The organism is Pseudoalteromonas agarivorans (assembly GCF_024518735.1).
GTDB classification, from domain to species: Bacteria; Pseudomonadota; Gammaproteobacteria; order Enterobacterales; family Alteromonadaceae; genus Pseudoalteromonas; species Pseudoalteromonas atlantica.
The window spans coordinates 345,630-364,843 of the sequence record NZ_JANIGJ010000002.1 but is presented as its reverse complement, the minus strand read 5'-3'; the positions used below and the strand labels follow the sequence as shown (position 1 = coordinate 364,843).

Annotated in this window: 14 protein-coding genes and 1 pseudogene; 12 read left to right on the top strand and 3 right to left on the bottom strand. The window is 42.0% G+C overall.

The features are described from left to right. Positions 1-37 precede the first annotated feature (37 nt). Positions 38-502, top strand: a complete 465-nt coding sequence (locus NQT65_RS06020) for a nuclear transport factor 2 family protein (protein WP_256850711.1) — start codon at positions 38-40, stop codon at positions 500-502. Positions 503-584: 82 nt separating this feature from the next. Here NQT65_RS06020 and NQT65_RS06015 read toward each other — a convergent pair whose 3' ends face one another. Further along, positions 585-800, bottom strand: coding sequence for a hypothetical protein (locus tag NQT65_RS06015; protein ID WP_004587424.1), 216 nt, complete (start codon positions 798-800; stop codon positions 585-587). Positions 801-1,675: 875 nt separating this feature from the next. Between NQT65_RS06015 and NQT65_RS06010 the strand changes: the two genes are divergently transcribed. The 8 genes from NQT65_RS06010 (at position 1,676) to NQT65_RS05975 (ending at position 13,648) form a co-directional block, all read left to right on the top strand. Further along, positions 1,676-3,403: a DUF4856 domain-containing protein gene (locus NQT65_RS06010; RefSeq protein WP_256850710.1), complete on the top strand. Its 1,728-nt coding sequence runs from the start codon at positions 1,676-1,678 to the stop codon at positions 3,401-3,403. 85 nt (positions 3,404-3,488) lie between these two features. Next, entirely contained in the window at positions 3,489-4,763 is a 1,275-nt protein-coding gene (locus tag NQT65_RS06005) for an imelysin family protein (protein WP_256850709.1), read from the top strand. Between the two features lie 8 nt (positions 4,764-4,771). Next, entirely contained in the window at positions 4,772-7,006 is a 2,235-nt protein-coding gene (locus NQT65_RS06000; protein ID WP_256845604.1) for a TonB-dependent receptor family protein, read from the top strand. 10 nt (positions 7,007-7,016) lie between these two features. Beyond that, a complete protein-coding gene (locus tag NQT65_RS05995) occupies positions 7,017-8,057 on the top strand; it encodes a sterol desaturase family protein (protein ID WP_256850708.1) in 1,041 nt (346 codons plus the stop codon). A 110-nt stretch (positions 8,058-8,167) separates the two neighbouring features. Beyond that, a complete protein-coding gene (locus NQT65_RS05990) occupies positions 8,168-10,075 on the top strand; it encodes a DUF1800 domain-containing protein (RefSeq protein ID WP_256850707.1) in 1,908 nt (635 codons plus the stop codon). A 9-nt stretch (positions 10,076-10,084) separates the two neighbouring features. Further along, positions 10,085-11,425 (top strand): DUF1501 domain-containing protein, encoded by a 1,341-nt coding sequence (locus NQT65_RS05985; protein WP_256850706.1) that lies wholly within the window; start codon positions 10,085-10,087, stop codon positions 11,423-11,425. A 256-nt stretch (positions 11,426-11,681) separates the two neighbouring features. Beyond that, positions 11,682-12,395, top strand: a complete 714-nt coding sequence (locus NQT65_RS05980) for a DUF1499 domain-containing protein (protein ID WP_055252973.1) — start codon at positions 11,682-11,684, stop codon at positions 12,393-12,395. A 203-nt stretch (positions 12,396-12,598) separates the two neighbouring features. After that, positions 12,599-13,648, top strand: a complete 1,050-nt coding sequence (locus tag NQT65_RS05975; RefSeq protein WP_256850705.1) for an NAD(P)-dependent alcohol dehydrogenase — start codon at positions 12,599-12,601, stop codon at positions 13,646-13,648. A 69-nt stretch (positions 13,649-13,717) separates the two neighbouring features. On the opposite strand, the gene NQT65_RS05970 is transcribed toward NQT65_RS05975, so the two are convergent. Beyond that, complete coding sequence (locus NQT65_RS05970) at positions 13,718-14,920, bottom strand: MFS transporter (protein ID WP_004587418.1); 1,203 nt, start codon at positions 14,918-14,920, stop codon at positions 13,718-13,720. Positions 14,921-15,290: 370 nt separating this feature from the next. Between NQT65_RS05970 and NQT65_RS20290 the strand changes: the two are divergent. The 3 genes and pseudogenes from NQT65_RS20290 to NQT65_RS05955 form a co-directional block, all read left to right on the top strand. Next, positions 15,291-16,061 (top strand): annotated as a pseudogene (locus tag NQT65_RS20290) (PAS domain-containing protein); the annotation flags it as partial. Positions 16,062-16,109: 48 nt separating this feature from the next. Continuing rightward, complete coding sequence (locus NQT65_RS20285; RefSeq protein WP_223230583.1) at positions 16,110-16,592, top strand: methyl-accepting chemotaxis protein; 483 nt, start codon at positions 16,110-16,112, stop codon at positions 16,590-16,592. A gap of 98 nt (positions 16,593-16,690) precedes the next feature. Further along, positions 16,691-18,820 (top strand): TonB-dependent receptor plug domain-containing protein, encoded by a 2,130-nt coding sequence (locus NQT65_RS05955; protein WP_256850704.1) that lies wholly within the window; start codon positions 16,691-16,693, stop codon positions 18,818-18,820. A gap of 42 nt (positions 18,821-18,862) precedes the next feature. On the opposite strand, the gene NQT65_RS05950 is transcribed toward NQT65_RS05955, so the two are convergent. Then, positions 18,863-19,036 carry a DUF2986 domain-containing protein gene (locus NQT65_RS05950; protein WP_004587415.1) on the bottom strand — a complete coding sequence of 58 codons (174 nt, stop codon included), beginning with the start codon at positions 19,034-19,036 and terminating at the stop codon, positions 18,863-18,865. Between the last annotated feature and the right edge of the window lie 178 nt (positions 19,037-19,214).

The window sequence follows — 19,214 nt, the reverse complement described above, 5'->3', positions numbered from 1 at the left end:
TATATAAATCAATACTTGTAACTACAAGGAAGAAGTGATGAAACGACTATTTACATTAGCTTTGCTATTAGTGAGTACCTTTTCGGTTGATGCTGAAAAGGCACTGGACTTAAACAAATTTGCACAGCATTACTACAACACAATGACCGCCACGCAAGCGCCTAACGCAAGTGAAAAAGAGCTTGAAGCCTACCTTAATTTATTAACAGACGATGTAGGCAGCCAGCACATACCGTATCAAGTAGATGACTCTCGCACAGCAGAGGGTAAAAAACTAATGCGTAAGGGCATGAGTTTTTATTTAGGCGCGCACACCTTATACGAAAGCGAGCTGCTAAATACCTTTATATTTAACAATAGCGGCTTTGCGATTCGTTATAAAAACCACGCTAAGGGCATTCATCCGCAAAGTAAGCAGCCAATAGAGTACACATCAGTAATGATGGAAGTAATAGAAGTTGAAAACGGTAAAGTGGCGATGATCCGTAAATATCACGAATAAAACGTAAAGTGATAAAACGCGCTAGCCATTAAAGCAAAGTTAATGGCTAATTGGGCTGTAATAGCTTTTTGTTGTTAAGTGCTTAAACTTCTTTACCACCGTGCTGCTCTGCTAAATCATCTAGCTCGGCAGAGGTGTAATCAAACCCGCTTTCATCATACTCGTAAGTGACTTTTACACTGTCGCCGCCATTAAATAGGCGAGTTTTAACTTGGTTTACGGGCCAATCTTTTAGTACATGCACAAAGCGGTTAGCAACTTGCGAGGTTTCAAAGCGGTAGCGAATTTCTGTTTTCATAAAAAGGCTCTGTTATTGTATGGCTTAGCTAAAAGTGAGTAGTAAAATTACACTATTTAATGCATTACCACCTCTCATAATCTCATGGGTGTGTTGATTTTTGATGGTTGAATTTGCAGCCGTATGTTTGGTTTTAAGGCAAGGCAGAGCCTATGTAACTTGGTTATTCCCCATAAATAGGCGATAACGCAGCATAAAAGCCAAACATGGGCTGCCCGTTGGGTTCTTTCTAGGGTGATAAGCTCTGTTTATTGGTTTTTACTTATTCTTACATGGATGTAAGTCATTAAAATAACGCAGGAGCCGTTATCGAGCCTACTAAGTTACAAACCACGCGCCGCGATTTAATCGCCCCTAGATTGAACAAATTTCTATCCGCCAAGGTCAACACGCCCTAGTATACCTTTAATCAATACGCTGATATAAGCCTCTAAAACAGTAAGTGAAGCAAAAAACCACACTTAAACGCTATAAGTGATGCGTTTTTAAAATAAATAATAATTATTACAAATAGCTTTTATATCTAAAAAGTTAATGTGATTTTATTTTTACGTAATGTTCGCATTTTGCTTTAAGGTGCAGTGTTCCTTTCTAAAAATACTTATCTAGTACAAACCAAGCATTGTTATAAGTTTTTGATAGTTAATTACTTTAATAAGTAGATTTACTTTGTACAGCGAATGTTTTGCTAAGGGATTTACGCGCTGTTTAGCTATGTTAAAAAGTATTTTTGCCGATCTCCCTTTGTTCTAAAAACTAAAACTATTTTAAAAATAAAACAAAAAAGCAACATTTAGGTTGATTGTTAGGTATTTGTAATTAGAATAGTCGCTATTACAAATAAGAATGATTCACATACAATATTAGGATTCAACATGAATTTGCGTAAATCTCTCCTTGCTAGTGCAGTAATTACTGCAACTATGGGTTTAACTGCGTGTGGCGGCTCAAGCTCTAGCGATAGCACCGAAACACCAACCACTCCAACAGTGACTAATTCGGCACCTACCGCTATTAGCTTATCAACAGCGGCTGTAACAGAAGATGTAGTAGGCGCAGTAGTCGGTACTTTAAGTGCAACCGATGACGATGCAACAGGCATGGTATTTACACTTTCTGATGATGAACAGTATTTTGAAATTAATGACAGCAATGAGCTAACGCTTAAAAGCACATTAGCGCTTAATGCTGAGCAAGTAGAAACAGTTGATGTAACAGTAACTGCAACCGATGCTGGCGATTTAAGTTTTACACAAACACTGAGCGTATCTGTAACTGATATTGAAGCGCAAGATGGCGTAAACGTTTACGAATTTGCCTCAACAGTTAATGCTAGTAATTCTGCGGTAAGTTACACAGGCCAAGTGGCTCGTCATGCACTTTCGGCGCAAATTAAAGCTTACATAAGCTTATTAAGTGTTGATTACATTGAAAGCGAAGGCTTAACGGGCGATGCCGTTAAAGCGCAGTTAATGGCTTATTGGAGCGATTACGAAGCCGTAAAAGATAACAGTTTTTTGTTTATTGATGGCGCAACTACGTTGCAACAGTCGTTTGCAGAAATTTCGAATTCAGGCAAAACCTTAACAGGTAAAATTGCCGGTAACGATGCGTCTAAAATGGAAGAAGATTGGCTAACAGAAGGCACATTTGAAGGTTGGAGTGACTTTGGCACTCAAGCAAAAACACCAGAAGGGCTTATTTTTCATTACTTTGATTTACTTGCAGCTAATGTAGATGCAATTGCAAGCGGTACGCAGTCTGAGGATGTAAACGGTAATGACATTACTGCGGCATACATCACAACAAGTGGCCTTGATTTAAACCAGCTTATTCAAAAGCACACGCTAGGTGCGTTAATGTTCTCGCAAGGCACTGACGATTACCTAGACGAAGGGCTTGATGAAGATAACACCGATGCAGCAGCCGATGGTACTTACAGTACTTTAGAGCATCAATTCGATGAAGGTTTTGGTTACTTTGGCGCAGCACGTCATTATTTAGAATTTAGCGACGACGCTATTGCTGATGGTAGCGCAAGCGCTGATATTGATGGCGATGGCAAAATTGACTTAGCGAGTGAATACAATTGGGGTAACTCTACCAATGCAGCTAAACGTGATAAAGGCGCGGTAGTAGCAACTGACTTTAGCAGCGCAGCAATGACGGCGTTTATTGCGGGTCGTAAAATTATTAACGATGCTGCATCAGGTGCATTAACTGATGATCAAAAAACGCAGTTATTAGCACAGCGTGATATTGCTGTAGCCAATTGGGAAAACGCAATTGCAGCCACCGTTGTACACTACATCAACGACACATTAGCCGACATTGATACAGTACAAGGTACACAGGCAAGTGCTGACGATTTTGCTAACTTAGCTAAGCACTTTAGTGAAATGAAAGGCTTTGCACTGAACTTTCAATTTAACCCATTTTCACCTTTTTACAGCGACGATAACGCAGGTAAATTTGCCGAGCTACATACATTACTCGGTGAAGCGCCACTGCTAACAGATGCATACAAAGCGCAGTTAGTAGAGGCACGTGATTTGATGCAGGAAGTTTACGGCTTTGATGCTCAAAACGTTGAAAACTGGTAATAACCACCCGTTTTAGCACCAAGGAAGGTCAGCCCACGGGCTGACCTTTTGCCGTTTAATTTTCAAAGTTTTTAGGGTTGAAATAATGATCAATTATGCAAAAAAAGGGGTTGTGGTTGCAGCTACTGTATTAACCCTTAGTGGGTGTGGTGAAAGTAGCTCAAGTAGCACAGGCAGTGATTTTCAAAGTAGTGATAGCGGGCAAACTACTACGCCTGCGGTTACAGAGTTTGATGAAGCACAACTCGTTGCTAACTTAGTCGATAATGTAATAACACCGACGTTTGTTTTATTTAATCAACAAGCACAAACACAAACACAGGCCGTTGAAAATTACTGCCAAGCTGAAATACAAAGCGTACAAGAAAGCTCTGAAGAGGCCATTGCGCTGCGTGCTCAGGCACAGCAAGCATGGCTTGATACCATGGCGGGTTGGCAACAAGCCGAAATGATGCAAATGGGGCCGCTTCTTGATAACGCAGGGCAGTTACGTAACCAAATATATTCATGGCCTACTTTTAGCCGCTGTGGGATAGACCAAGACGTGGTGTATAACCAAGACGGTGTTATTAACCAAGATCAAAATCGCCCGTATGCCATTAGCGAAAGAACAGCAACACGCCGTGGCTTATTTGCAATTGGGCATGTGTTGTTTAACGAGCAATTAGCGCATCACTGTAGTGTGGCAAATGATGCCCTTGCAGATTGGAATAACCGCACAGATTTAGCGCGTCGTCAGGCTCGTTGTGAGTTTGCTGTGGTGGCAAGTGAAGATGTTTTAAGTTCGTCAGCGCAGTTATTACAAGCTTGGCAAGGGGATAGCGGTTTTGCTAACGAATTAAAAAATACCGGCCAAAGTGGCTCTCGCTTTAGCACAACTCATGAAGCGCTTAATCATATTAGCGATGCACTGTTTTATATCGACACAATAGTAAAAGATAAAAAATTAGCAGAGCCGATTGGTATTTTTTCAAATTCGTGTGGCGCATCGGCGTGCCCTGAAGATGTAGAAAGCCTAGATGCGAAAAGCTCTTTAGATAATATTCGTAACAACTTAGTGGCGTTTGAAGCGTTAATTATGGGTAATTTAGACGCTGAGCAAGCAGGCACTGGCTTTGATGACTTTTTAGATGCAGAGCAAGCACAGGCTACTAAAACACGTTTAGTTGAAGGAATAGCAGCCCTTAAAGCCACTTTAAATAGCATAGATAGCTCGCTGGCCGATTTACTAATTGATAACGAGCAACAGGTACGTGATGTACATGGGCAAGTGAAAGTGCTGACCGATGAGCTAAAAAATGACTTTATTAATGAGCTAGCACTTGAGCTACCTACCACCTCTGCAGGCGATAACGACTAAGGGCGACAATGAAATACAATAAACTTACAATTGCATTGCTTATGGCCGTAAGTTGCCAAGCAGTGGCAGAGCAAAAAAACGAATTAGAACATATTCAAATTATTAGCCATAACGATAAATTGCGCACCGAAGCAGGCTCGGCAACTTTAATTGGCGAAGCGCAACTTGAACAATTTGAGTTTGATGATATTCATCGTATTTTATCGCAGGTGCCTGGGGTAAACATACGCGAAGAAGATGGCTTTGGGCTAAGGCCTAACATTGGTTTTAGGGGCGTAACCCCTGAGCGTAGTAAAAAAATAACCATTTTAGAAGATGGTGTTTTAATTGGCCCTGCGCCGTATTCGGCACCGGCGGCTTATTATTTTCCGCTTACTACACGCATGACCGCTGTTGAAGTGTTTAAAGGCCCAGCAGCCATACATTATGGCCCGCAAACGGTGGCGGGTACGCTTAATTTAGTGTCGCGCCAAGTACCTGATGATGCCAGCGGTATGCTTGATATTTCAGCGGGCTCCGATGGCTATAAAAAAGCGCACGCGTATTATGGTAATCGCCAAGGGCAGTTTGGCTTTTTAGTTGAAGGCGTTCACCTAGAAAGTGACGGTTTTAAAGAGCTTGATGGCGGGCAAGACACAGGCTTTGAAAAAGACGATTTATTAGTTAAATTAGATTACACACTTAATAGCGAGCAGTTTAAGCAACGCTTTGAGTTAAAGCTGGCCTATTCAGATGAGCTTTCTAACGAAACCTACCTTGGGTTAACCGAAGAAGATTACCAGCAAACACCGTATCGCCGTTATGCCGCCAGCGGCCCTGCAAATATGGATACTAAGCATACGCAGGTGATGTTTACCCACCAGCTTAGCAGCGATAATTTTGCCCTTACAACCCGCGCCTACCGCAACGATTTTGAACGTGCATGGCTTAAACTCAACGCGGTTACTAACAGCAGTGGTAGTTTATCGGATATTTTGGCAGACCCAACACGCTTTGAGCGTGAATACAGCGTTATTAGTGGCCAAGCCGATTCGGTTCAAAGTGGTGAAAGCAATGTGTTTTTAACCATGGGAACTAACGACAGAGCCTTTTTCTCACAAGGCATACAGTTTGATGGTGATTGGCAAGTAGCTGCGTTTGGGCTTGAACATTCACTCTCATTTGGGGTGCGTTTTCATCAAGATGAAATAGAGCGCGATCATTTTGAAGACACATACGCTATGGTTAACGCGGTTAACACCCGTACAGACACCGCGAGTGTATTTACCACACAAAATACCGAATCTACCGATGCGTGGTCGTTATATATTGAAGACAAAGTAACCTTCGATAAGCTAACTCTTGGTTTAGGCGTGCGCGGCGAGTTAATGGATATGTCGTATCAAAATGACGCCCCTGGACAAGAAAACGATTGGCAAGATAAATCGAGCCGTATTTGGTTACCTGGTTTAAGTGGCTTTTACCAATTATCGGCCAATGCAGGGTTACTTTTTGGTGTACACCAAGGGTTTGTGCCCTCAAGCCCATCTAGCCCTGTACGTGAAGGAGATGAAGAGTTTGAAAAAAGCGTAAACTATGAATTTGGTGGCCGTTACAACAACGGTAACAGCCAAGTGGAAGTAGTGAGCTTTTTTAATGATTATTCAAACTTAGTAGAAAGCTGTGGCCAGTCAAACTGTGGAATCGAAAACGAAATTGACCGCGAGTTTAGTGGTGGGGAAGTGGATGTATGGGGCGTTGAGTCTCAATTTGCACACACTTACGCATTAAATAAGCACATTGATGTGCCGGTACGCTTAACTTATACCTACACGCAAAGTGAGTTTAAAGAAGAGCTATTTAGCGAATTTACGCAGTGGGGACATATTCGCCCGGGCGATCATTTACCGTACTTGCCTAACCATCAAGCTGCGCTGAGCTTAGGCCTTGCACATAACGATTGGTCGGTTGATGTATTAATAAAATACACCTCAGAAATGCCAGAGGCCGCTGGCGTAGCTTATACCGCTGGCGAGCTTGGTAACACCACAGGGAATGATTTTTCATTACCGTTGGCAGGTGTCGAGGTACCCGCTACAACAGTACTAGATATTGCTGCGCGCTACGAGCTTGATCAATATGGGCATATTTACGCTAAGGTAGATAATCTGTTTGACCAAGATAACATTGTTAGTCGTCGCCCATATGGCGCGCGCCCGGGTAAACCGCGTAGCGTAGCCGTGGGTTACAAATATCAATTTTAAGAGGTAAGTTATGCTCGAGACTATATGGCAAACGCTTCTTCAAACGCCAAATTATTTGTTTGATGCCAATAAACGTATTTTTATTGGCTATAGCATTGCGGCGTTAGTGATTGCAATGTTGCTGTATTTCTCGGGCCGTGCGCAGCAAAAAAAGCGCACGTGGCGTGGGCTGGGGCGCTATTTATTTAGTAAGCGTATTTGGCTGAGTAAAAGTGCCAAGCTCGACTACCAATTATTAATTATAAACCGCTTACTTAAAGCCGCGCTGTGGGTGCCTATAGTGTTAACTATGGTGCCTGTTGCTATTGGCGTAAGTGATGCCCTGCAATGGCTTTTTGGTGAGCGCGCAGTATGGCAGCTGCCAAGTACTGTGGTGTTAGTTATTTTTACCGTTTTATTGTTTATATTTGATGATTTAACACGGTTTTTATTACATTTAGCACTGCATAAAGTGCCGTTTTTGTGGCATTTTCATAAGGTACATCATAGTGCGTTAGTGCTCACCCCAATGACCATTTATCGCAGCCACCCGTTTGAAAGCTATTTATATGCCTGTCGAATGGCGTTAGCCCAAGGTTTTGTAGTGGGCGTTTGTGTGTATTGCTTTGGCCGAAATTTATCAATGTTAGATATTTTGGGGGCTAATGTATTTGTATTTGCCTTTAACGCTTTAGGCGCTAATTTACGCCACTCACATGTGTGGTGGAGCTTTGGTAAAAAAATAGAAAATTGGTTAATTAGCCCAGCTCAGCACCAAATTCATCACAGCGATAACCCAAAACATTTTGACCGTAACCTAGGCTCAGCGTTAGCCATTTGGGATAGAGCCTGTGGCACGCTGATAAAAGCGCATCAAGTAGGTAAAATTACCGTGGGGGTTGGCAATAACGACCGGGGGCACAACAGTGTAATGGATGCGTATTGGCGGCCAATTTACGAGAACCTACAAACGCCTTGGCAACGTGTGGCTAAAGCCGCTAATAAGGTGAAAGTTTTTAATAAAAAAAAGCCCATTATTGAGGTTAATATTAACGACAAAACAGCTAAATAGCGCTCGGTTACAAAAAATAAAAGGTTAAATTGTAAATTTTGTGTTTCAATAATCGTATCAAACTCGGTACATACACGCGTACCTTCTTTAATTTACGATGATGATTTAACATGCATTACAAATCAGTTTTATTAGCAAGTTGTGCTTTATTGCTAAGCGCCTGTGGTGGCTCAGGCAGCGATGACACGCCCACCGTCAATTCAAATAAAATTCCTACCTTGTCGGTTGCCGACATACCCAGCGAATTAACTAAAGGCCAAACCATTGAGCTAATTGCAACAGCAAGCGATGAAGACGGCACAATAAGCAGTGTGGTTTGGCAACAAACTGCGGGCACCACGTTATTGAATGAACCATTAGATGCGTTAAGTACCCGCCTTACTATACCCGCTGCGCAAAGTTATGAGCCTATAACGTACTCATTTAGCGTAACAGCCACCGATAATGAAGGGGCAACAAACACTCAAACCGTTACATTTGTAGCCAAAAACAGCATGGACATACACAGCGCCGCTAGGTTATTACACCAAGCTAGCATGGGCCCAACGCTTGCTGAAATAAACAGTGCTCAAGGTTTAAGTGAGCAACAATGGCTCGATAACCAAATAGCACTGCCAGTTAGGTACCATCGAAACTACTTGGTAAAACTTGAAGATGACGAAGACTTTAAATATATAAGCCGAATAGATGCATGGTGGAAAGCGGTGCTACAAAGTGACGACCAACTACGCCAACGCGTTGCATTTGCACTGAGTGAAATATTGGTTGTATCGGATGAAAATAGCGATTTACGTGCACAACCAGAGGGCATGATCACTTACTACGATTTATTGCTCAAACATGCGTTTGGCAATTTTAGAGAGTTACTCGAAGAGGTAACGCTTTCGCCAATTATGGGCACGTACCTAAGCCATTTAGGGAACGAAAAAGCTGATGAAGCACTTAATATTCGCCCAGATGAAAATTACGCCCGTGAGGTTATGCAATTATTTACCATTGGCCTAGATGAGTTAAACCTTGATGGCTCCGCTAAGCTAGATGCAAACGGTAATAGCATAGCAACTTACGGACAGGCTCAAATACAGGGGTTTGCGCGTGTATTTACAGGCTGGACATTTGCCGGCAGCGAAACCTTTAAACGCAAAAGCCGCGATTATATAAACCCTATGCAAGCTTACAGCGAATACCATTCGAGTAAAGAAAAGGTACTATTAAATAATGAGGTTATACCGCCTGGTTATGGCCCAGAGGAGTCGCTAAAAATAGCCCTCGATAATTTATTTAATCACGACAACGTAGCACCGTTTATTTCTAAGCAGCTTATTCAGCGGTTAATTACCTCAAACCCTACTGCGCAATATGTAGAGCGCGTTGCACGTGTATTTAACGATAATGGAAGTGGTGTGCGAGGCGATTTAGCCGCAGTTGTTAAAGCTATTTATTTAGATGACGAAGCACGCCATTTTGGCAGTGTACTTAGCTATCAAGGTAAAATTAAAGAACCACTTTTAAAAACTGTGCAGTTTTGGCGAAACCTTAATGCGAAGTCGCAGCAAGGTTATTATAAAACGTGGAACTTAGTCGATAGCTATGGGCAAGGCCCCATGCAGTCGGGCTCTGTATTTAACTTTTTTAGACCCGATTACCAAAGTGCGGCGTTACGCACCCAAGGTTTGGTAGCGCCTGAATTACAAATAGCCAACGATGCGACTTTAATAGGCACAATGAATGCCTTATTTGCAAGTTTGGTTTGGAGTACAGCCGAAGCGCATACCGAGTTAAACCCTGCAGGAATTTATGTTTATGTTCAAAGCGATATGGATTACTTGGCGCAAAATGGCATTAGCGCACTGATAGAGCAATATAATACCCTGTATTTTGCCGGCAATATGAGCGCTGACACTACACAAGCTTTACTTGATTTAGATGCCTATTTTGATGAGGAACAGTACCGCGTGAGGGTTTCGTACTTGTTATACATGATTGCTATTTCACCTGAATTTAACGTGCAGTATTAGGAGCGCATAATGAGCCTAAATAGAAGAGACTTTTTGTCATTATGTTTAAAAGGCGGGGTATCAGCAGCCGCTTTAACCAGTTTGCAGCTACAAGCGTTAACGGGGGCAACTAATGCAATAGAACTCGGTGATTATAAAGCCCTAGTGTGTGTATTTTTATACGGCGGAAACGACTCACTTAATATGTTGCTACCCCTTGAGGGAGAGCAGCGTAGTTTATACGAGCAAAGTCGGCAAAACCTCGCAGTAGACAATCCGCTAGCGTTAAGTGTTTCTCAGCAGTTTGCAGGTGGCGTAGGTATTCATCCCTCACTTGCGCCTTTACAGAGCGTGTTTGAGTCGGATGATTTAGCCTTTGTTGGTGGCGTAGGCACTTTACTTACCCCCACCACATTAACAGATTACAAAAATAACGCGGTGCCTTTACCTAAGCATTTATTTTCCCATAACGATCAGCAAGCGTCATGGATGTACGGCCGAGAAAAAGCCTCTTTAAACAGTGGGTGGGGCGCACGTATGCTAGAGCGATTAGCTGTGGAGGATCAGTTTGCGGCAAATATCTCTCTCGATGGCACTAATTTATGGCAAACAGGCACAAATACCAGTGCCTTTGCGCTTAACAAAAGTGGCATAAGCACAATTAACGCCTTTGGAGGTTATCAGCCCCGCACTGAGCACGTTACTAACATAATGAACCGCTTGCTAGGCAATGCAAGCCATGTACTAGGGCGTGAATATGCAAATGGCTTAAATAGCGCAATTACCAACACGCAAACGATGAACAGTGCGCTTGAACAAGCCCCAGCGCTTACTACCACCTTTAGCGATACTAGCTTGAGTGAGCAATTAGCCGCGGTGGCCAAAGCAATTAGTGTGCAGTCGTCGTTAAGTACTCAGCGCCAAGTATTTTTTGTCTCTATGGGGGGATTTGACACCCACGATGATCAGCTTACGGCGCACCCTGCATTATTAAATACGCTAGCTCAAGGGCTCAGCGAGTTTAACAGTGCCATGAAAGAGCTAAACATGAATGATAAAGTCACCACGTTTACTATGTCGGACTTTGGCCGCACGCTAACCTCAAACGGAGATGGCACCGACCATGGCTGGGCGGGTAATCAAATAGTAATGGGCGGCGCGGTAAAAGGCCGTTCTATTTATGGCCAGTTACTTACTCAGCAATTAGAGGGCGGATACGATACCGGAGGCGGGCGGTTAATTCCGCAAGTGGCTAACGAGCAATACTTTGCAACGTTAGCGCAGTGGTTTGGCGTGCCTGTTTCGGAGCTGGTTGATATTTTTCCAAATTTAAGTAACTTTAACAGCGCGACCTTAGACTTTTTTGTGTAATGATACTGACACGCCAGCCTAGGTTCGTTAGTTTAAGGTTAAAGCGCCGCTGCTTGATAATAAAAATTCGTTATTTAGTTGTTTTAATTAGCTTATTTTAAGGTTTTTGAACAAAGCTTATTATTTAAAGCACTTAAGTATCACTATACAGGGGCGCGAGCTGTTAATTGTAATCTAAACCTAGTGCTTGACAGTATAATGTACTGGTTTCAAATACTTAAAATTAAAGATCACACATGATAAAGGAATCATAATAATGAAAATTTTAGTGAGCTTAGTAAGTTTAATCGCTTTTTTACTCGTTTTACTGCCAGGGCCTTTATATAAGTATGGGGTTGTTGAACTAAGTACTGCGTTTGCAGGGTTTAGATTTGGTGTGTATGTGGGTGGCGCTGCATTAGTGCTGCTTGTTATACAGGTTATTTTTATGCGTAAAACGCTTAGCATGGGCAGCACTTTAATGGCGTTGGTGTTTGCAGCCATCGCGATTGCAATGCCACTGAGCATGATGAGCAAGGCTAAAAGCGTACCCGCGATCCATGATATTTCGACCGATTTAATTAACCCGCCAAAATTTGTGGCAATTGTACCGCTGCGAGCGGATGCTAAAAACCCAGCTGAATACGCAGGAGAAGAAACAGCCACGCAGCAACGCAAAGCTTACCCTGAGTTAAAAACACTAAATTATGCACAATCAAAAACAGACTTATTGGCTGCTACCGAGCAAGCGGTTAAAAATTTAGGGTTTGAGCTTGTTAATGTTAATGCGGCTACGGGCATTGTAGAAGCAACGGATACCACCACATGGTTTGGTTTTAAAGACGATGTAGTTGTGCGTATCAATGATGAAGGCAGCCAGCGCTTTGTCGATATACGCAGTAAGTCACGCGTGGGGCGCAGCGATTTAGGAAAAAATGCTGAACGTATACATTCACTCATTGATGAGATAAATACGTTACTGGATAAGTAACCAACATTTAAGTTAAAAAAGCCCAACCTTGTTGGGCTTTTTTGGTCAGGGTGCATTCACTGCGCCGGCGTTAGGGTGAACCACATCAAAGTGCATACCGGTATTATTTTTAGAGCCAGCTCTCATGGGATTAGTTTTAAAATAAAGCACTTAAATAAGCGAAAAGGTAGACGACTTAAATTTTTACAGACTATGGAGTTGTTATGAAAACAGTAGGATATGCAGCAAAAAGCGAAGGTGCGCAACTAGGTGAATATACTTTTGAGCGCCGCGATTTACGCGATAACGATGTAGAAATTGAAATTTTATATTGTGGCGTATGCCACTCTGATTTACATGCAGTGCGCAATGACTGGGGCGGAAGCCGTTACCCGTTAGTCCCTGGGCACGAAATTGTAGGTAAAGTAAAAGCCATTGGTAGCGCTGTTAAAAACTATGCAAAAGGTGACACGGTAGCGGTAGGTTGCATGGTTGATTCATGCCAAAGCTGCAAACAGTGTGATAACGGCGAAGAGCAATTTTGCCAAGAAGGCATGGTAGGCACATACGCAGGTAAAGACAGAGAAACCGGCGAGATGACCCAAGGTGGCTATTCTAAACATATTGTTGTTCGTGAAGAATTTGTACTATCAGTCCCTGAAAGTCTAGAGCTTTCGCGCGTTGCCCCTTTATTATGTGCAGGTATCACTACTTACTCTCCATTACATAAGTGGGGCGTTACAAAAGGCAGCCGTGTTGCCGTTGTAGGGCTTGGTGGCTTGGGTCACATGGCTGTTAAAAATGCCGTAGCCATGGGCGCGAGTGTAACAGTGGTTGGGCGAAGTGAGTCTAAAAAAGATGACGCAGTAAAACTTGGCGCGCAGCATTATTTAGTGTCGACTGACGAAGATGCAATGAAAGCGTCGCAGTCGGCTTTTGATATTATTATTGACACCGTACCTGTTAAGCACGATTTGTCTATTTACACACCCTTATTAGACATAGATGGGACGCTAGTTATTGTTGGGCAAGTTGGCCCCGTAGAAGAGCTAAACACTGTGCCTCTTTTAATGGGTCGTCGGCGCATCGCAGGCTCACTGATTGGTGGGATAGAAGAAACCCAGCAGATGCTAGATTTTTGTGGCAAAAATAACGTATTGCCAGAGTGCGAAATGATTAATATTGGCCAAATAAACACCGCGTATGAGCGAATGGAAAAATCAGACGTACGCTATCGTTTTGTTATTGATATGGCGTCGTTAGAGGCCCAGTAAGGTGGGTGATTAAATACCCTTATTAAAGTAAAAGAGCGGCTAATTGTATTAGCCGCTCTTTTTATATGCTTAACAGGTTTGTGCTGCGGGTTGTTGTTTATTAAGTTGCAAGTAGCTTAAAAACCACATTACTAAGCCACCTAAAAACAACGCCGCTGCGACATAACCTGTTTGGTTAGGCGCTGCACCTTGTGCAATAACAGCCCCGCCAACCCAAGGACCGATAGCATTTGCGGTGTTAAATGCGCATTGTACTAATGCACCAATCATTGCATGGCCCTCTGGGGCTACATCCATTAATAAAGATTGAATAAGCGTTGCCAAACCCACACTGCAACCAATAAAAAATATAACCGCATAAAGCATCCAAATATTGTAACTTGCGCTAACGTAGGCAATTGCAAATACGATGGTGCACACCAGTGCAAGGCCTGTGGTTTTAATGGCAGATTTATCGGCTGCTTTGCCTAATATGTAATTACCTAACGTACAACCAATACCAAACATCACCATAGCGATAGAAATAGTGTAAGGGGCTGTTTTAGTTACATCTAAAATTGTATCGGCAATGTAAGTGTAAATACAAAACACGCCGCCAAAGCCAATAATAACAATACCTAAAATAGACCACACCAGTTTATTTTTAAGTACGCCAAACTCGTTAAGTAAGTTAGATGGCTTAGCGTTATCGATATTTGGCACTACTTTGTATACAAATATAAACGCAATAAACGCTAAAACCGCAGCGCCACCTAAGCAATAACGCCAGCTTAGGTTTTGCCCCACCAAGGTAACAATAGGCACGCCTACGATGGTTGCAATGGTTAAGCCCATAAATACTTTTGACATAAAGCTTGCGCGTTTACCCGAAGGGGCAATATCGGAGGCAAGCAAAATAGCGGCACCAAAGTAAGCGCCGTGAGGTAAGCCGCTTAAAAAGCGAAAAATAACGAGCTGCTCTAATGAGGTTGCTAATGCACTCAAGCCATTAGAAATACACATTAGGCTTAAAAAAATCAGCAAAGCTTTGCGTTTTCGCATATTGGCCGTTGTAAGCATTAATACCGGCGCGCCTACCACAACACCAATAGCATAGGCGCTAATTGCATAGCCACTTTGCGAAGGGGTTGAGCCAAACGTTTCACTGATCAGCGGCAGCATAGGCATCATTGAAAATTCTGATAATCCTAAAATAAACGTACCTAGTGCTAACACTAATAAAATAGCAGCTTTATTTAACTGATTAGATGCCGACGCAACATCTGCACTCATAGAAGATCCTTTAACTTTGATTTTAAAAATAGTGAATAGCCACACATTAATTGCGTGGAGAGTAAACATATATTAGGTGTGGAGTGTGTCAGTGAGATGGCTATTTTAAGTTAAAAAGTGTACTGCGTCATGTATAAAAAATAGTATTTTTGGCTTGTTTTACTTTTGTTAATTGCTATAAAGTGTGACTTATTGGATTAATTTATAAAAAGTTTTTAAAAAGCAGCTCACTAGCTAGTGTTTAATTGCTCGCAGAAAAACTAAAAAACACCTATATTTACAAAGTTATTACATTTATTGCTAGCTTACATATTATTTTTATATTTGTTTGTTATTGTCATCCTATTATTATTCCCTAAAGGTTTAACACATGTTTGGTCTACGAAAAGATAACGCCAAAGTTGACGAATTGGAACGTCAACTCAATGAAAGTAAATCAGTACTATCCGCTATTTATAACCATGTAGCGTATATTGAATTTACACCCGAGGGAAAAATTTTAGACGCTAATGAGCTTTTTTTAGATACCGTAGGCTACAAAAGAGAAGAGGTAATAGGCAAGCACCACCGGATTTTTTGCGATTCAGACTACGCTAAGTCGAGTGAGTACAGCCAATTTTGGCAAGCACTGCAAGGGGCAAACTCAACAAGCGGTACCTTTATGCGATTTAACGCTAATGGCGAAAAGCTATGGCTAGAGGCTACTTATTTTCCTGTTGAAGTAAACGGGGTGGTTACTAAGGTTATTAAAATAGCGTCGGATATTACAAAAAATTATGTACAGCGAAAATCTCAAGAAGCGCTCACCGAAGCGCTTGATAAGGCGCTGGCTACAATAGAATTTAACCCCGATGGCACCATAATTAAAGCAAATCAAAACTTTTTATCTACGGTGGGTTATTCACTTGCAGAAATAGTTGGCAAGCATCACAAAATGTTTTGTACTGATTCTTTTTATCAAAATAACCCTCGGTTTTGGGAAGAGCTAAGCGATGGACAGTTTAAGTCGGGTAAGTTTAAACGCATAACTTCTGATGGCTCGCAAATATGGCTAGAGGCAACTTATAACCCCATTTTAGATAATAAAGGCAAAGTGATAAAAATAGTGAAGTTTGCCTCTAATATTACCGATCGCATAAAAGACAACGAAGCCGTTAGTGAGGCCGCACAAATTGCGTATGAATCGGCGGTGTCGAGTGCGCAAACGGCAAAAACGGGCTCAGATATTTTACACGATGCAATTGCAAACTCAGATGCAATTGTAAGCCAAGTACTTAAATCGGTTGATTTAATTAAAAACCTGAATGAGCAGTCAGCAGTTATCGGCTCTATTGTGTCGACCATAAGCAGTATTGCCGATCAAACTAATTTATTGGCGTTAAATGCAGCCATTGAAGCCGCCCGAGCGGGCGAGTACGGGCGAGGCTTTGCCGTGGTAGCCGATGAAGTTAGGCAGCTTGCAGCAAGCACCAGCAGTTCAACCAACGAAATTGCAACCGTAGTTAAAAATAACCAAGAGCTCACTAACGATATTTCAAAGCAAATCACCTCCGTCTCTGATTCGTCAGAGCAAGGCCGAGAGCTAATAGCGAAAGTCTCAGAAGTAATTCAAGAAATAGAACGCGGCGCAGATGCTGTTTCTGCAACAGTGTCTAAGCTTAACGCGAGTTAAGTGGCAGTAAGTTCTCAAAGTGCGACATTTTGTCGCGCTCTAAACTTGTAACTACATTATATAATTTATGCCATATATAACAGTGGCATAAATTATAAATGACTCATATTCAACATATCCAACATTCTTATTTATTCTCTCCTTTAGCACTTTTATTAACTGGCCTTTTTTCTCCTGCAGTATTTGCAGATGATAACACTTTAGAAATTATTGAAGTGCATGGGCAGGTACACAATAAGCACTTATCGCTTGGTTCGTCAGAGGCAATGCTTAGCAATTTAGGTGTTGATTTTTCGGCTGCGGGCGGGGTGTCTAACTTACCTATTTTAAATGGTTTAATGGGCGATAGAGTAAAAGTACTGATTGATGGCGCAGAGGTTACTGCAGCGTGCGCTAATCAGATGAACTCGCCTCTTTCTTACGTATCAGCTAATCAAGTAATGGCTTACAAAGTAGTTGCTGGTGTCTCGCCAGTGAGTGCTGGTGGCGATAACATTGCAGGTGTAATAAGCGTTAACTCAATTTCACCACAATATAGCGAAAGTAGTGAGTTAGCATGGCACTCAGGCTATGTCTCGGCTAAGTACAGCAGTGTTGATAACGGCCAAAAACTAGGTTTGGGAGCACGTTTAGCAAGCGATACTGTGAGCCTTAATTACCAAGGGTCGTTTAGTGATGCCAACAGCTACAAAGATGGAAAGGGTAATGTGGTACTTGATACATTATATCGGGCTCAAAACCACAGCCTAACTGGCGCGATACGTGACGATAAACAGCAAGTTGTGATAAAGCTTACGCATCAAAAAATACCGTATCAGGGTTTTGCTAACCAGTACATGGATATGACTGATAACACCAGTTATGGCGCTATTGCCCAATATAAGCGCAGTTTTGAAAACAGCGAGCTAGAAGGGCAAGTTAATTGGCACAGCGTTAAACACGAAATGGGTTTTTTTAGTAAAGAAAAAACCGGCATGATGCCCATGAAAACAGATGCAAAAGACATAAGCACACAGCTTAAATGGCGCCTTACACTTGATCAAAATAGCTCATTACTACTTGGACAAGAATATTATAATTACCGCATTGATGATTGGTGGCCGGCGATTGAAGGCTCAACTATGATGGGGCCAAATGATTATATAAATATTAATAGCGGTAAGCGTGAGCGTATTGCCTTATTTGTAGAATATGAAAGCCAAATCAATAACAAGCTCTGGTTAAATACGGGTTTAAGGGTTGAGCGTGTTAATACACAGGTTGATGAAGTACAAGCCTATAACGATGGCATGATGAATATGGGCAGTATGAGCGCAATGACAACTGCCAATAATGCGCTAGCTGCCAATAACTTTAACAATGCCGATAGAGACATAACCGACACCTTAGTTGATGTAAATGTGTTAGCTAATTACCAAGTTACACTATATGACGAGCTGCAATTAGGCCTTGCCCGTAAAAGCCGAGCCCCTAATTTATATGAGCGTTACAGTTGGGGTGTAAGTAATATGGCAAGCACTATGATTGGCTGGTACGGCGACGCTAATGGTTATATTGGTAACCCAAACCTCAAAGCCGAAACCGCCCATACCATCAGTGCAACGTATTCAAAAACAGCAAAAAATGATGCGTGGCGGGTAAGTGCTAATGTGTGGTACACCGATGTAACGGACTACATTGATGCAGATATTGTACGTAGTTTTAATAGTTATGGTTTAGCAAATACAACACGTAACATTTTAAGCTTTACTAATGTTGACGCCACACTTTATGGCGCAAAGCTTGATATAAGTAAGTCACTTTATCAATCAACACAGTTTGGCGAATGGCAATTAAAAGCAAACATAACGAGCACTCGTGGGAAGCGCCGCGACACTAACCAACCGCTTTATCAAATTAAGCCGTTACATACAGCGCTCTCATTAAGCCAGCAAATAGGGATATTCGAAAATGCATTGTTGTGGCAATGGGTGGATACAAAATCACGCGTTGATGTTAACCGCTTAGAAAACCAAACCGTTAGTTACAGCTTAGTTAATATAAGCTCTAAAGCTACTTTTGATGCGCTTACGCTGGGTATTGAGGTGGTAAACTTATTTGATACGTTTTATCAATTACCCCTAGGCGGGGTAAGTATTGCAGCGCTTAAGCAAGGTAGCAGCACGGGGTTTACTCAATTAGCTGGGCAAGGGCGCTCATTTAATATAAGTGCCAGTTACGCATTTTAAACCCATATAAAGCGTTGAGAATAGGTTGCTTGGCGCTTTAGTTTAATCAGATGTTGGCGTAACTTGCTCGGCGTTGGTTGTTTGCTGCGCCTCTAAAGCTAGTTTTTCACGCTCTGCTTTTGATACATACGCCGGTTTATTACTTTTATGCAATTTAGCATTAGCACGTTTATCTTTTTTCTGAAATTTGGTGACAATTTTTTTGCGGCGGTTCATTAGTACTAATACTCTGATTAATTAAGGTCGCGCATTATACAACCAATGCAATATAAGCCGCTATCTAAATTTAAAGCGCGATTGTTGTAACCCTGCCGCAAAGCGCTATTTAATACTATTGCTTGGCGGTATAATTTAGCTTTAATACCAATTTAATTATTTAAGCGATTTATTATTG